General features: G+C 66.1%; 13 protein-coding genes. 8 read left to right on the top strand and 5 right to left on the bottom strand.

The window, feature by feature from the left end; translation table 11 throughout:
* Positions 1–202: 202 nt before the first annotated feature.
* Entirely contained in the window at positions 203–2539 is a 2337-nt protein-coding gene (locus tag GGR62_RS07325; protein WP_184407260.1) for a DUF1631 domain-containing protein, read from the top strand.
* A 38-nt stretch (positions 2540–2577) separates the two neighbouring features.
* On the opposite strand, the gene GGR62_RS07320 is transcribed toward GGR62_RS07325, so the two are convergent.
* Positions 2578–3447 carry an alpha/beta hydrolase gene (locus GGR62_RS07320; RefSeq protein WP_184407424.1) on the bottom strand — a complete coding sequence of 290 codons (870 nt, stop codon included), beginning with the start codon at positions 3445–3447 and terminating at the stop codon, positions 2578–2580.
* A gap of 136 nt (positions 3448–3583) precedes the next feature.
* Here GGR62_RS07320 and GGR62_RS07315 point away from each other — a divergent pair, with 136 nt between their 5' ends.
* Positions 3584–4180 carry a TetR/AcrR family transcriptional regulator gene (locus GGR62_RS07315; RefSeq protein ID WP_184407259.1) on the top strand — a complete coding sequence of 199 codons (597 nt, stop codon included), beginning with the start codon at positions 3584–3586 and terminating at the stop codon, positions 4178–4180.
* Between the two features lie 61 nt (positions 4181–4241).
* Positions 4242–5333 (top strand): NAD(P) transhydrogenase subunit alpha, encoded by a 1092-nt coding sequence (locus tag GGR62_RS07310; RefSeq protein WP_184407258.1) that lies wholly within the window; start codon positions 4242–4244, stop codon positions 5331–5333.
* A gap of 203 nt (positions 5334–5536) precedes the next feature.
* Here the strand turns inward: GGR62_RS07310 and GGR62_RS07305 are convergent, their stop codons facing one another.
* Genes GGR62_RS07305 through GGR62_RS07295 form a run of 3 tightly spaced genes read right to left on the bottom strand, consistent with a single transcriptional unit; the run spans position 5537 to position 6932 of the window.
* Positions 5537–6016: a DUF3106 domain-containing protein gene (locus tag GGR62_RS07305; protein WP_184407257.1), complete on the bottom strand. Its 480-nt coding sequence runs from the start codon at positions 6014–6016 to the stop codon at positions 5537–5539.
* A gap of 5 nt (positions 6017–6021) precedes the next feature.
* Positions 6022–6372 (bottom strand): hypothetical protein, encoded by a 351-nt coding sequence (locus tag GGR62_RS07300; RefSeq protein ID WP_184407256.1) that lies wholly within the window; start codon positions 6370–6372, stop codon positions 6022–6024.
* Entirely contained in the window at positions 6369–6932 is a 564-nt protein-coding gene (locus tag GGR62_RS07295; RefSeq protein ID WP_184407255.1) for an RNA polymerase sigma factor, read from the bottom strand. The genes GGR62_RS07300 and GGR62_RS07295 overlap by 4 nt, the downstream gene beginning before the upstream one ends.
* Before the next feature lie 123 nt (positions 6933–7055).
* Between GGR62_RS07295 and GGR62_RS07290 the strand changes: the two genes are divergently transcribed.
* Entirely contained in the window at positions 7056–7361 is a 306-nt protein-coding gene (locus GGR62_RS07290; RefSeq protein WP_184407254.1) for an NAD(P) transhydrogenase subunit alpha, read from the top strand.
* Positions 7358–8815, top strand: coding sequence for an NAD(P)(+) transhydrogenase (Re/Si-specific) subunit beta (locus GGR62_RS07285; protein ID WP_184407253.1), 1458 nt, complete (start codon positions 7358–7360; stop codon positions 8813–8815). The genes GGR62_RS07290 and GGR62_RS07285 overlap by 4 nt, the downstream gene beginning before the upstream one ends.
* A 784-nt stretch (positions 8816–9599) precedes the next feature.
* Here the strand turns inward: GGR62_RS07285 and GGR62_RS07280 are convergent.
* The gene (locus GGR62_RS07280) at positions 9600–10019 is read right to left on the bottom strand and encodes a hypothetical protein (RefSeq protein ID WP_184407252.1); all 420 of its coding nucleotides are present in this window, start codon (positions 10017–10019) and stop codon (positions 9600–9602) included.
* A gap of 174 nt (positions 10020–10193) precedes the next feature.
* Here GGR62_RS07280 and sufT point away from each other — a divergent pair, with 174 nt between their 5' ends.
* The 3 genes from sufT (at position 10194) to GGR62_RS07265 (ending at position 13959) form a co-directional block, all read left to right on the top strand.
* A complete protein-coding gene (gene sufT, locus GGR62_RS07275; protein WP_029219190.1) occupies positions 10194–10748 on the top strand; it encodes a putative Fe-S cluster assembly protein SufT in 555 nt (184 codons plus the stop codon).
* Between the two features lie 61 nt (positions 10749–10809).
* Positions 10810–11895, top strand: a complete 1086-nt coding sequence (locus GGR62_RS07270; protein ID WP_184407251.1) for a branched-chain amino acid aminotransferase — start codon at positions 10810–10812, stop codon at positions 11893–11895.
* A 321-nt stretch (positions 11896–12216) separates the two neighbouring features.
* Entirely contained in the window at positions 12217–13959 is a 1743-nt protein-coding gene (locus GGR62_RS07265) for a S8 family peptidase (protein WP_184407250.1), read from the top strand.
* Positions 13960–13993 lie beyond the last annotated feature (34 nt).

Here is a 13993-nt window from a genome sequence, read left to right as displayed (position 1 = left end):
GGGTTGGCAAGCTCCACCGCAGTGTTGCGGGCTAGGATGCTCGACTGATGCGCGAACCCTGGGTGGTCACGACAAAAGTGATAAATCCGTCACACTTAACGACTGAGCGAAGCGCCTACCATGCGAGAGCGGAATTTGGGGCCGCGTCTGTTTTTTCTCGTTTGAAAATTTTCACGCCTGCAGAGGCGGGGAGCCTTTGCGCATGACTTCTCAGCCCAGTCCGTCGGGACATCCGGGCCATGATCCACGCTTGCTCGAACAGGCGCACATTGCGTTCGTGCCTGCGATTGCGCAGGTGTTTGCAGCTGCAGTCGCACACTTCGATGATGTGCTGTTTGATCGTGCCGAATCGGCGGGCTCCTCGCAGTTGCTGTTCCTCGATGGCATGCGCGAATTGCGTCGCAAGCGCGACGAGGTGGTGACGCAGTTCCGGCAGCAGCTGGAAGACGGCTGGCAGGCTCTACTGTTGGGTGTACCGTTATCGGCAGAAGTGGTGCTGGCCGGCGAAATGGGTACCGGTCCGCTGAGCCTGGTGCCCGAACACGTACTCGAATCGCGGCTGGCGGTGCGCAACCTGGCCTCGGTGCTGAAACGCGATTTCAAGCAGGTGCTGGCACGGGTGGATCGCCGCCTCGGCTGGATTGCCGGTGGCCTGGAACTGGTCGCCGACACCAACCCGATCGGACCGGAACATCTGGGTGTGGCGATTCACGAAGCCTTCGCCATCTGTGACCTGGCACCGGAAGTGCGCCTGGTCTTGATCAAGCTGTGCGAACGCGACCTGGCCGAGCCGATCGGCAGGCTGTACGCACGCCTGGACGAAACCCTGGCCAAGGCAGGTGTGATGCCGGAAATCTCGCAACCCAAACGCGCGCCGTCGCGCAGCGAAACGCCCGAGTTGGCCGCACAGGCCGATGCGCGCAGCGCGCACGCGGAGATGGGGGACGACGATCAGAACGATCAGTATGCTCCGGCGTGGGCCAACCGTTTTTTGGATCGTTGGGCGCACAGCCGCGGCCGCATGCAGGCCGCAGCGCAGCGTGGGCATGCCGACGGTGGCGCCAACGCAGAGGGCGATGCCTATCACCCGGGCGGCAGCCAGGGCATGCTGCTCGATGCGCTGCACGAACTGCTGCAGCAGACCCGCAACGTGCGCGACAGCGCAGCGTCTGCCGCGTCGGTGGCGGTTGGCCAGCAACGTCCGTTGAGCCAGCGCGAAATGATGTCGGTGCTGTCGCTGCTGCAGGCCACGCCGAGCACCACGCTGCAGGCGGCCATCGGCGATGACAACGAATCGCTGGCGCATCGGTTGAAGAACGAAGTGCTGTCCAGCGCCACGCGTCTGGGCGTGGATCCGGCCAGTGCGCGCCTGGATCCGATGGACGAGGATGCGATCGACCTGGTCGGCATGCTGTTCGATGTGATGCTGGACGAACGCGATCTGGAAAACCGCTCGCGCGAAACGATCGGCCGGCTGGTGGTGCCGTTCGTCAAGGTGGCGCTGCTGGATCGCAAGATGTTCGTGCAGAAGACCCACCCGGCGCGCAGGCTGCTCAATTCGCTGGCCGAAGCCTGCGAGGGCAACAACGGAGACAGCGCCGCCGAGCGCGTGCTGATGGGCAAGGTCGAAGAAATCGTCGACCGCCTGGTCGCCGAGTTCAACGAGAACCTGGCGATCTTCATGACCCTGGAAGAAGAATTCCGCGATTTCCTGTCGCAGCATCGGCGTCGGGTGGAAATCGCCGAGCGGCGCGCCACCGAAACCCAGCGCGGCCAGGAAAAGCTCGAACTGGCACGCAGCCGCGCGCTGGCGGAGCTGGAGCAGCGCGTGTTGGCCGGTACGCCCTTGCCCAGGGCCGTGGAGGATTTCCTGCGTCAGCCATGGCTGCATCATCTGACCATGGCGATCCTGCGCGATGGCGATGAGGGCCCTGGCACCGTCGAGGCGCTGGCGGTGGCCGACGGCGTGCTGGAAGAGCTGGCCGAGGCGCGTCGTCATATCGTCGGCAAGCCGTGGCTGCAGGTCTGGCAGCCGGCGCTGCACCGCGTGTTCGCCAGCGTCGGCCTGCATGGCGATGCGGTGGTGGTGGCGATCACTGCATTGCACGACACCTTGCAGGCGGTCGCCGAAGCGCGCCCGGAACTGGAAAAGGCCTTGCCGGAATTGCCGCAGGTCAACCTGCCGCCGCCCGCTGCCGAGAGCGTCAGTGTGGTGCTGGGCGCCGATGCGATGGCGCAGAGCATCGACAGTGCCGACACCGAACGCTTCCGCGCGATGGACATCGGCACCTGGCTGGATTTCGTCGACAAGGACGGCAAGGTGCAGGCAGGCAAGCTGTCGTGGGTGAGCCCGATCTCGCAGCGCCTGCTGTTCGTCAACCGACGCGGTGTGCGCTTCTGCGTCGCCTCGCCGGAAGAGCTGGCGGTGATGGTGCGTCTGGGCCGCCTGCGCGAGCACATCAACGATGGCGCCTTCGACAGCGCGATGCAGGGCGTGATCGACCGCCTGGATCCGCTGCACAACAGCACCGTGCATTAGCGGCTGTCTGGCGATGCGCTCGACGCATCGCCGCGCGCTCAGGCCTGCGCCGGTCCGATAAAGCGCAGTGCTGCCTCGATCACCGAGGCATGGTCGACCATGCGGTTGTGCCCCAGGCCTTCGGTGGTCACCAATTGCGCCTTTGGCCAAAGCGCCGCGAAGCGCGCGCCTTCTTCCCAGGGCGTCTCGCGGTCGCGGCGGTCGTGGATGATCAGGGCCGGGCGCTGGAGGCGCGGCAGATGCGTGGACGCATCGAAATCGGCAAAGGTTTTGCCGGTGATCGTGTGCAGCAGATTCTCGAACGGAACGAAGGTCTTGGCCGCGATGCCGACGGCGCGGAACTGGCGGTGCGCGGCGTCGGCCGGTGCCAGCAATGGCGCGATCAGGACGTAGCGCGTTGGCTGCCACGCGGCTTCTTCGGCGAACACGATCGACGTCGAACCCAGCGAATGGCCGATGAAGACGGCCGGTCGGCCGAACCGCCGGCCGACCTGGCGCAACACCTCGACAAAGTGCGGCATGCTGCTGATGCGTCCACCGCTCAACCCGTGCCCGGCCTGGTCGAAGGCCACCACCGCATAGCCCAGCGCCTGCAGGCGCGGCACCCAGGCGGCAAAGCGCAGACCATAGCTGGACCAGCCGTGGGAGAGCAGCACATACGGTTGCTGCGCCGGATCGCCCCAGACATACAGCGCGATGTCGAGCGCGAGGCCATCGATGCGGAGGCTGTCGCGACCGGCGTCGGACAGCGTAGCCAGGGCGGAGGTGGCATGCCGGCGCGATGCCGCATCCGGCGTCACGAAGCGTCGTGCTAGCAGGCGGCCGGTCGGGCCGGGGGCCAGACGGCTGGCCAGCCCCAACAGCGTTCGGGTCAGGCGCATGCGCCACCGGGAGGAAGCCTTGGCCATGGAGAGAGCTCTCTGGGGAGGGGCGGCATCCGCCGTCAAATCTTGACGCTGGCAAGATGCGGGCCGAGTCTGCAGCGCCGATCTTGTCAGCGTCAAGATTAGTTGCTCCAATGACATCCCGAATTGCGAAGCCGCCATGTCCCAACGGCCCAAGTTAGCGACTTACCACCACGGCGATCTGCATGCCGCCCTGCGCCGGGCCGCCTGGGAGATCGTCGGCGAATCGGGGCCGCGTGGGTTGAGCCTGCGCGAGTGCGCCCGCCGTGCGGGTGTCTCGCACGCCGCGCCGGCACATCATTTCGGCTCGTTGGAAGGCCTGGTGGTGGAACTGGTCGCGGACGGCTACGAGTGCATGGTCGAATGGATCGTCCGGGCCCAGCGCGAGGTCGACCCATTGCTGGGCGGCGGCCTGGGCTACGTCCGGTTCGCCATCGCCTACCCGCAGCAGTTTCGCCTGATGCAGAGCCTGCAGCCGCAGCGGCGCAGCCTGCCGCGCCTGCAGGCGGCCACTGATGCGGCGATGGCCTGCCTGCACGATGCCTTGCATGCGGCCTGGCTGGCCCGGCACGGCAGCGCGCCGGCTGCGCCATTGCTGCATCAACGGGTGCTGCTGGCCTGGAGCGCGGCGCATGGTTATGCGTGTCTGGCCATCGACCACCGCACCGACGCGGTCGTGCTGGCGCCGCCCGAGCAGTTGCTCGCACCGATGCTGCCGGCCTTGCTGACGCCCTGAGCGTGACAGCCGCGCGCTCTGCTAGCATCGCCGCGACTGAGGCGCGCGACCGGAGCAACGCATGGCTGTGCAGGTGCTGGTGCTGAGAGAACATGCGGCAGGCGAGCGGCGTGTCGCCGCGACGCCGGAAACGGTCAAGAAACTGGTCGCGCTCGGCGCCAGCGTGTGGATCGAGCCAGGCGCCGGTTGCGCCAGCAGCATGGCCGACGCGGCGTATGTGCAGGCCGGCGCGCAGCTTGCCACGGCACAGACGCTGGCCCAGGCCGAGGTGCTGCTGAGCGTGCAGGCACCGCCCACCGAGGTGCTGCAGCAGTGCAAGTCCCACACGGTGCTGATCGGCATGCTGGCGCCGGACGCCGACCCGGCACGTGCGCAGGCGATTGCCACCGGTGAGCTGCTTGCGTTTCCGCTGGAGCGCCTGCCGCGCACCACGCGCGCGCAATCGATGGACGTATTGAGTTCGCAGGCCGGCATGGCCGGCTACAAGGCGGTGCTGATCGCCGCGCAACTGGCGCCGCGTTTCTTCCCGATGCTGACCACGGCCGCCGGCACCATGCGCCCGTGCAAGGTGCTGGTGATCGGTGCCGGCGTCGCCGGGCTGCAGGCGATTGCCACTGCCAAGCGACTCGGCGCACAGGTCGAAGGATTCGATGTGCGCCCGGAAACGCGCGAGCAGATTGCGTCCCTGGGCGCACGCTTTCTGGATCTGGGCGTGAGCGCAGTCGGCGAAGGCGGCTATGCACGGCCGCTCACCGACGACGAACGTGCCGAACAACAGCGCCGTCTGGCCGACCACCTCAAGGGGGTGGATGTGGTGGTCTGCACTGCCGCCGTGCCCGGCCGCCCGGCACCGAAGATCGTGACGGCGGAGATGGCGCGCGGTATGCGCGCCGGCAGCGTGATCGTGGACCTGGCCGCAGAAACCGGCGGCAATTGCGCTGCGACCCGGCCCGGCGAAACCTATGAGCTCGATGGCGTGGTGATCGCCGGCCCGCTCAATCTGGCCAGCCAGGGCGCGGTGCACGCCAGCGAGATGTTTGCGCGCAACGTCTACGCCTTTGCGGCCTTGCTGATCAAGGACGGCGCATTGTCACTGGACTGGGACGACGAGCTGCTGGCCAAGACCCGTTGGTCGCCGGTGCCTGCGGCGTAGTGCGGGCGCCCATGTGCGGTGCCAGTGTGGGCTTGGCACATCTGTTTGGCTGATGCAGTGGCAAGACCTCACGCCTGATGCCCGGATACGCGCCGAGCAATGGCGCGTGCTGAGCCGTTGCCGGGAGTGCGTGCTCGCGCGCAAGCCGAATGCCAGACCTTTCACCCGCCGATGGCCTGTCGCCATCGGCGGGTGCAGCTGCCTCAGTCGTCCACTGGCGGATTGTCGCGCAGCCACGCGCTGCGCTCGGCCGGGGTCATCTTCTGCCAGCGTTGTTGCAGCGCGTTGCGCTGCTGCTGGTTGAGCGTGCGCATGCGTTCGAACAAGGCCTTGGCTTCGCGACGCTGCTCCGGGCTCATGTTGCGGAAGCGGTCCATGCCGGCCTTGGCCTGCGCGCGTTGTTCCGGCGTCATGTCCAGCCAACGGCGTGCGTGCCGGTACATGCGCGGGCGTTCTTCGGGCGCACCGTTCCAGCGCTCGCGCAGCGCATCGATCAGCACCTGACGCTGCGGCTGGGTCAGCTGGTCCCACGCGGGCATCGGGGTGTCGTCGCGCGATCCTGCGCTTCCCGGTCCGCGACCTTCCTGTGGTTGAGATCCGGGCGGGTGGTTCTGTGCCGACAACACTGCGCAGGGTGCGGCGCATAGCAGCAGGGTCAACAGCAGGCGGGTCGTGCGGGTCATCGTGTTCATTCCATGGCCAGTGCGGTGTCGGACCCGAGCCAGACATACAGGTCCGGGTTCTGGGTCAGCATGTCGTCGGTATCAGGCGTGGTGGCGCTGCTGGCGATCGCCTGGGTCGGTGCGGTACCGGTCGGCGCGGTGTCGCCGGGGCGCAGTTGCAGGCCGATGCCGATCGCCAGCAATCCCGAACATGCCATCGCCAGTAACCAGTAACCGCGCCGTGGACGCGTGGTTGCCGAGGCGTGGCGGGCCTGCCGCAGCCGCGCGAGCGTTTGCGGCGGCAGGCTGGTCAGTGCGGTGGCATGCAGCTGGCGCAGGTGCGCGTCCAGTTGGGCCGGATCGTGGGAGCGGTTCACAGGAAATCCTCGAACTGTTTTTGCAAAGCGTCGCGCGCACGCGACAAATGAGTTTTGACCGAGCCTTCGGAGCAGCCCATCGCCTTGGCGGTGGTGGCCACGTCCAGGTCTTCCAGCACGCGCAGCGTGAACGCTTCGCGCTGGCGCGCCGGCAGCTTGCGCAGCGCCTCGACCAGCCGTTGGTAGGCTTGTTGATGCTGTTGTTCGTCCACCGGCCCGGTGCCAGGGTCGGCCCAATCGATGGTGCCTTCGTCATCGGCGCGCTCGGCCGGTGCCCAGAACTTCAGGCGAAAGCTGCGCCGGCGCTGCAGGTCGATGATGCGGCTGCGCAGGATGCTCCAGAACAACGGCGTCCATTCGGCGGCCGGCCGCTCGCGGTAGCCGAGCAACTTCACCATGGCGTCCTGCACGGCATCCAGTGCGTCTTCGCGGTGGCGCAGACCGGCCTCGGCAAAGCGAAACGCACGCGGACCGATGCCGGCCAGGAAGGCGTCCAGCGAGACGGGCGCGGTCGCGGCCGGTGCGGCAGGTTGCGGATCGAAAGGGGTTCCCACCAGCACAGCGTAGCTTCCATGGAGACGATACGACGTCAACGGGCGAACGCAGATTCGGTTGACATGGCTACGCGCGGGCGTGGCGTGGGTATGATCGGCGGGCCGCACCGGCCAGTGGAGCGAAAGACGATGAGCGACGGATTCGTAGCGCTGTACATCTTCATGCTGGCGGCCATCGCCGGCCACGTCATCATCTCGCGGGTGCCGGTGATCCTGCATACCCCATTGATGTCCGGCTCCAATTTCATCCATGGCATCGTGCTGATCGGCGCGATGGTGGTGCTCGGTCATGCAGACACCACGCTGGAAAAAGCGCTGGGATTCGTGGCAGTGATGCTGGGTGCGGGCAACGCGGCCGGTGGCTACGTGGTGACCGAGCGGATGCTGGACATGTTCAAGTCCAGCAAGAAGCCGCCGAGCGGGGATGCGCCATGAACGTGTCCACCGCCGAATTGCTGTCGTGGCTGGTGAAGTCCAGCTATCTGGTGGCCGCAACGTTGTTCCTGCTCGGCCTGCAGCGCATGGCCTCCCCGCTGACTGCGCGCAGCGGCATCCGTTGGGCCGGGCTGGGCATGTTGATCGCCACGCTGGCGACATTTTTTTTGCCCGAATTGCACAACGTGCCGCTGATCCTGGCCGCGCTGGCGATCGGCACCGGGGTGGCGTGGTGGTCGGCCAAGAAGGTCGCCATCACCGACATGCCGCAGATGGTGGCGCTGTACAACGGCATGGGCGGCGGGTCGGCGGCGGCGATCGGGGCGGTGGAGTTGCTGCGCTTTGCCTTTTTCGCCAACCGCGATACTGCGCACTGGAGCGCCCAAGCGATCGCCGAGCTGGCGGCGCGTCGGCCCGACACCACCACGGTGGTGCTGGCGGTAATCGGCGCGGCGATCGGTGCGGTGTCGCTGTCCGGCTCGATCATCGCCTGGGCCAAGCTCGACGGCCGGCTCGACCGGCGGGTGACCTTCCCCGGCCAGCAGGCCTTCAACCTGGTGGTGGCGCTGGCGGTGCTGGCGCTCGGCATCTGGGCGGCCAGCAGCCTGCAGCCGCTGGCGATCATCGGCTTCTTCGTGGTGGCGCTGGCGCTGGGCGTGCTGATGACGCTGCCGATCGGCGGTGCCGATATGCCGGTGGTGATCTCGTTGTACAACGCCTTCACCGGCCTGGCGGTGGCCTTCGAAGGCTATGTGCTGGGCAACGAGGCGCTGATCATCGCCGGCATGATGGTCGGCGCGGCCGGTATCCTGCTGACGCGTTTGATGGCCAAGGCGATGAACCGGCCGATCAGCGGCGTGCTGTTTTCCAACTTCGGCGGCGGCGGGCAGGCGCAGGAGATCAGCGGTGCGCAGAAGCCGATCGAGGCCGGCGACGTGGCGGCGATGATGGCGTTCGCCGAGCGGGTGGTGATCGTGCCCGGCTATGGCATGGCGGTGGCGCAGGCGCAGCACAAGATCTGGGAGCTGGCGCAGCGGCTGATCGCGCGCGGGGTCAAGGTGAAGTTTGCGATCCATCCGGTTGCCGGGCGCATGCCCGGGCACATGAACGTGCTGCTGGCCGAAGCGGGTGTGCCGTACGACCTGATCGCCGACATGGACGACATCAATCCCGAGTTCGCCAGCACCGATGTGTCGCTGGTGATCGGCGCCAACGACGTGGTCAACCCGGTGGCCAAGACCGACCCGGCCAGCCCGATCTACGGCATGCCGATCCTGGAGGTGGTCAATTCGAAGAACACGGTGGTGATCAAGCGCGGCAAGGGCACCGGGTTTGCCGGCATCGAGAATGCGCTGTTCTATGCCGACAACACGCGCATGTTGTATGGCGATGGTGCGGAGGCGGCCGGTGCGTTGGTCAGCGAGCTGAAGGCGCTGGACGGGGGCGGGCACTGAGGCGTCGTGCGACCGGTTTAGCGGATGAATTTGTGCAGCCGCTTGGTCGAGTGGTGGTGTTCTCTCTCACTACCAAGGACCTTGTAGTGGAGCTGCAGAACAGCCGCTCCTAAGTTGATCTATTCGTGTTTGTCCGGCGAGTCGTAAACAAGCCACGGAGCTTCAAGAAAATACCGGGCTTTGTGGGGCGTAGCGGTGTTTAAAGACATTCAAAAGCTCGGCTCGTCAAGTGCGCGGTGCCCTCACCGCTTGCGGGACACGCCGTGAATCCATCCGTGGAGGCTCCTTGGCGGCATCCATGCCGCCAAGGGTCCCGCAACCGGTGAGGACACCGCACCAGGAAGTTGGTTGGTGGCCAGTTGAAAAACTGCCTGTTGCGGTTGCGAGTCTTGCGTTGGGACGCTGAAAAGTTTGTAGGTTGCTTTGTTGAGCCACTGCCGGTTACTTGGCTTGCGCTTGGGAAGCCGATCGAACGTACGGTGATCCGAACAACGCACACCATGCATTGCTTGCACCAGCGCACCGACCATCTCGCTTGGTCCTTGTCCGCCCACCGTCGCGGGACCTTACGCGGCATGGATGCCGCTACAAGGACGTACTTGCGGCGTGTCCTGCGAGGTGGGCGGGCAAGGGCCTTGCAGCCAAGTCGCAGAGCTCTCCCAGACATGGCTGCGTCAGGAAAATAAAGCGCTAGCGCTAAGCAGGAGCGGCATGACTTGAGCTGTGCAGATGAAGCATCAGCTTCAACGAATGCCTATCGGTAGCCGGTGCGAACGCGCCTGACTCAGCGCGCCGCCCACCAGGCCAGCACCAGTGCTGCGACGTAGCAGGCAAGGTCGAAGCCGTTATTGGCCAATTGCAGCAGGGTCCAGGCCAGGCCGGTGCCCATCTTCTGCGCCGAGGTCCACGGGTCCAGCCCCAGCGGGCCGCCGACTTGCGCGGAGGCAATGCCCCAGTTGGCACCGGCGATCACGAGCGCTGTGGCCACCAGGGTGATGCCGGTGCGCAGGGCGCCGGCGCGCAGCGTTCCCAGCCGCAGCATCCAGGCCACTTCCAGCGCGACCAGCAGCGCCATCCAGCCGGATTGATGGCCGAGCATCAGGGCAACCAGTATCCAGGCAATCAGGGCAGTGACGCATCCCAGTAGCAGGAGCGGGGGCCAGAGCCAGTGTGCGGTTCTGGCGGACGCGGACGTGGGCGGCATTGGAGCTCCTGACAGTGCGCACATGATAAGGCGCGTGAGCCGCTTTGCGCTGTGATGCGTGCGCCGATGGAATGCAGCGTCGTCGCTGGTTCCCTTCCAGACCGGCAGCGGCCTTGCCGTGGTCGGCTAGAATGACGGACTTGCGCGCATCCGGCGCGGCCCCATATCCAGCCCATGTACTCCCGTAGCAGCGAACCCGTCCAGTTCGAACGCGATTGCGATGCCGTCATGGTGCCGCAGGGCGATTCGGTGACCCTGCCCGCAGGCAGTTATGGCTACATCACCCAGGCGCTGGGGGGCAGCTATACCGTCTTCGTCGAAGGCAACCTGTTCCGCATTGCCGGCAAGGACGGCGATGCGATCGGCAAGGAGGCCCCGCCGGGGCTGGAACTGCCCGACAACGCCAGCGACGAAGAAGTGGAAGCGCTGGTGTGGCAGCAGCTGCGTACCTGCTTCGACCCGGAAATTCCGTTCAATATCGTCGATCTGGGCCTGGTCTACGAGGCGGTGGTCAGCCATCGCGAGGAAGACGACCAGCGCCGGGTGGACGTCAAGATGACGCTCACCGCGCCCGGTTGCGGCATGGGCGAGATCCTGGTCGATGACGTGCGCAGCAAGGTGGAAATGATCCCGACCATTGCCGAGGCCGACGTCGAGCTGGTGTTCGACCCGCCGTGGGGCCGGCATATGATGTCCGAAGCGGCCCGTCTCGAAACCGGCATGCTCTGATCGTCAGGCGCCATGTCGAGCATGTGGCGCGTTCTTCCGTCCGCCATACAGGAAACTTCCGGTGTCCGTGTCCTTCGCTTCCAATCGTTCTCCGTCGCCGCGCAGTGCCGACGAACTGTCCGTGATCCTGGCCGCGCCCGGTTTCGGGCTGCATTTCACCGACCATATGGTCGCCATTTCCTGGAACAACGCGCAGGGCTGGCACGACGCACAAGTGCGCGCCTATGGCCCGCTGCAGCTGGATCCGGCCGCCTCGGTGCTGCATTACGGCCAGGAGATCTTCGAAGGCATCAAGGCCTACCGGCATGCCGATGGCTCGATCTGGACCTTCCGCCCGCAGGCCAACGGCGAGCGCCTGCAGCGCTCGGCGCGGCGCCTGGCACTGCCGGAATTGCCGGTGGACCTGTTCGTCGAATCGTTGCGCCAGCTGGTGGCCGTGGATGCCGGCTGGGTTCCGTCGGCACCTGAGACCAGCCTGTATTTCCGCCCGTTCATGATTGCCGACGAGGCATTCCTGGGCGTGCGCGCCGCGCACAAGGCCTCGTACTACGTCATCGCAAGTCCCGCCGGCCCGTACTTCGCCAAGGGCGTGGCGCCGGTGTCGATCTGGTTGTCCACCGAATATGCGCGTGCGGCCAAGGGCGGTACCGGCGCGGCCAAGTGCGGCGGCAACTACGCCGCCTCGCTGCTGCCGCAGCAGAAAGCCTTCGCGCAGGGCTGCTCGCAGGTGTTGTTCCTGGACCCGGTGGAAGGCAAGTACATCGAAGAACTGGGCGGCATGAATGTGTTCCTGGTCTACAAGGACGGCAGCCTGGTGACGCCGGAATTGTCCGGCAGCATCCTGGAAGGCATCACCCGCGACAGCATCCTGCAACTGGCCCGCGATCGCGGCATGCGCGTGATCGAGCGCAAGGTGTCCATCGACGAATGGAAGCAGGGCGTGGCATCGGGCGAGATTGCCGAGGTCTTCGCCTGCGGCACGGCTGCCGTGGTCACCCCGATCGGCGAGTTGAAGGGCGACGGCTTTGCGGTCGGCGACCTGTCCGCACCGGCGGGCGAAGTCACCATGTCGCTGCGCCAGGAGTTGACCGATATCCAGTACGGGCGCCTCCCGGACCGTCACGGCTGGCTGGTACGTCTGTTCTGACGCGATACGTCGCCTCGCGTCAAAAAATCGGCCCTTGCGCGCCCGCGCAGGGCCTTTTTTTTGACCTGCAGCAGCGCGGGGAGGTCATGGCAAGGTCAAAAACGGCGTAGATCAATCTGAATGCAGTTGTTGCGCGTCACAAAATTGACTTTTTAATTTTAAAAAGTGGGTATTTCGTATTGTCCAGTTTGGTTTGAGTGAGATAGGTTCGATGAACGGATCGATAACAGGGGATCGATCCGGGGACCTCGGTGCTGGCCTAGGAAGGCGGCACCAGATAACACCGCTACGGCGGTTCTCTTTGATCTAGAAGGGAATTCGATGTCGAACGAGTCTTTCCGCAAGCGTCCTCGCACGCTCACCATCCTGAGCGTGACCGCGCTGACCTCATTGCTGCTGGCAACCCCGGCGTTCGCCGGCGAGGTCTACCTGGACGGTCTTGCCACTGCCCAGACCCACCAGAAATTCATCGTGACCTACAAGGACGGCAGCACCGCGCTGGCCAGCCCGACCGCGCTGAGCACCTCGTTGCGCACGGCTGCACGTGCCGTCCCGGCCAAGGCCGGCAAGGCGCTGGGCCTGAACTCGGTGCGCCGCCTGGCGTTGGGGCCGGAGCTGGTCAAGGCCGACCGCGCGCTGGATCGCACCGAAGCGGAAACCCTGATGCGTCAACTGGCCTCCGACCCGAATGTGCAAAGCGTCGAAGTCGACCAGATCCTGCGTGCGACCCTGACCCCGAACGATGCCCGCCTGTCCGAGCAGTGGGGCTTCGGCACCACCAACGCCGGTCTCAATATCCGCCCGGCCTGGGACAAGGCCACCGGCGCCAATGTGGTGGTCGCCGTGATCGACACCGGCATCACCAACCATGCCGATCTCAACGCCAACATCCTGCCGGGCTATGACTTCATCAGCGATGCGAGCAGCGCGCGCGACGGCAACGGGCGCGACAGCAACGCTGCCGACGAAGGCGATTGGTATGCAGCCAACGAGTGCGGCTCCGGCGTTCCGGCGTCCAATTCCAGCTGGCACGGCACCCACGTGGCCGGCACCGTCGCCGCGGTGACCAACAACAGCACCGGCGTGGCAGGGACTGCCTACAACGCCAAGGTCGTTCCGGTGCGGGTGCTCGGCAAGTGCGGCGGTTCGCTGTCGGACATTTCCGACGCCATTGTCTGGGCCTCGGGCGGCAGCGTCAGCGGCGTTCCGGCCAATGCCAACCCTGCCGAAGTGATCAACATGTCGCTCGGCGGCGGCGGTTCGTGTTCGTCCACCCTGCAGAACGCGATCAACGGCGCGGTGTCGCGCGGCACCACCGTGGTGGTGGCTGCCGGCAACAGCGCGGCCAACGTGTCCGGCTCGCTGCCGGCCAACTGCGCCAACGTGATCGCGGTGGCGGCCACCACTTCGGCGGGTGCCAAGGCCAGCTATTCCAACTTCGGCGTCGGCATCGATGTGTCCGCGCCGGGCTCGGCGATCCTGTCCACGCTCAACAGCGGCACCACCACCCCGGGCAGTGCCAGCTACGCGTCCTACAACGGCACCTCGATGGCGGCGCCGCATGTGGCCGGCGTGGTCGCGCTGGTGCAGTCGGTGGCGCCGGCCGTGCTCACTCCTGCAGCGGTGGAGACCCTGTTGAAGAACACCGCGCGTGCCTTGCCGGGCGCCTGCTCGGGCGGCTGCGGTGCCGGCCTCGTCGATGCCAATGCAGCCGTCACCGCCGCGATCGATGGCAGTGACGGCGGTGGCGGTGATCCCGGCAATACGTTGACCAACGGTACTCCCGTGACCGGCCTGGGTGCTTCCAGCGGTGGGGAGCTCAACTACACCATCGCCGTTCCTTCCGGCAGCGGCACCTTGACGGTGGCGATCAGCGGCGGCAGCGGCGATGCGGATCTGTACGTAGGTGCCGGCAGTGCGCCGACCGACACCAGCTACATCTGCCGTCCGTATCGCGACGGCAATTCCGAAACCTGCACCATCAGCGCGCCGTCGGGTACCTACTACATACGCGTCAAGGCCTACAGCACGTTCTCCGGTGTGACCCTGACCGCCAGTTACTGAGGCGGTTCAACGGTGGTCTGCGCTCCCTGGCCAC

Origin of the sequence: Xanthomonas sp. 3075 (assembly GCF_014197275.1) — a bacterium.
Classification (GTDB): Bacteria; Pseudomonadota; Gammaproteobacteria; order Xanthomonadales; family Xanthomonadaceae; genus Xanthomonas; species Xanthomonas campestris_B.
Note: the sequence above shows the minus strand (reverse complement) of the source record. Positions and strands in the feature narration are given on the sequence as shown.

Excerpts from the sequence above, each read along its gene's own strand:
- GGR62_RS07325 (WP_184407260.1), top strand. The coding sequence starts at position 203 with ATGACTTCTCAGCCCAGTCCGTCGGGACATCCGGGCCATGATCCACGC.
- GGR62_RS07320 (WP_184407424.1), bottom strand. The coding sequence starts at position 3,447 with ATGGCCAAGGCTTCCTCCCGGTGGCGCATGCGCCTGACCCGAACGCTG.
- GGR62_RS07315 (WP_184407259.1), top strand. The coding sequence starts at position 3,584 with ATGTCCCAACGGCCCAAGTTAGCGACTTACCACCACGGCGATCTGCAT.
- GGR62_RS07310 (WP_184407258.1), top strand. The coding sequence starts at position 4,242 with ATGGCTGTGCAGGTGCTGGTGCTGAGAGAACATGCGGCAGGCGAGCGG.
- GGR62_RS07305 (WP_184407257.1), bottom strand. The coding sequence starts at position 6,016 with ATGACCCGCACGACCCGCCTGCTGTTGACCCTGCTGCTATGCGCCGCA.
- GGR62_RS07290 (WP_184407254.1), top strand. The coding sequence starts at position 7,056 with ATGAGCGACGGATTCGTAGCGCTGTACATCTTCATGCTGGCGGCCATC.
- GGR62_RS07285 (WP_184407253.1), top strand. The coding sequence starts at position 7,358 with ATGAACGTGTCCACCGCCGAATTGCTGTCGTGGCTGGTGAAGTCCAGC.
- GGR62_RS07280 (WP_184407252.1), bottom strand. The coding sequence starts at position 10,019 with ATGCCGCCCACGTCCGCGTCCGCCAGAACCGCACACTGGCTCTGGCCC.
- sufT (WP_029219190.1), top strand. The coding sequence starts at position 10,194 with ATGTACTCCCGTAGCAGCGAACCCGTCCAGTTCGAACGCGATTGCGAT.
- GGR62_RS07265 (WP_184407250.1), top strand. The coding sequence starts at position 12,217 with ATGTCGAACGAGTCTTTCCGCAAGCGTCCTCGCACGCTCACCATCCTG.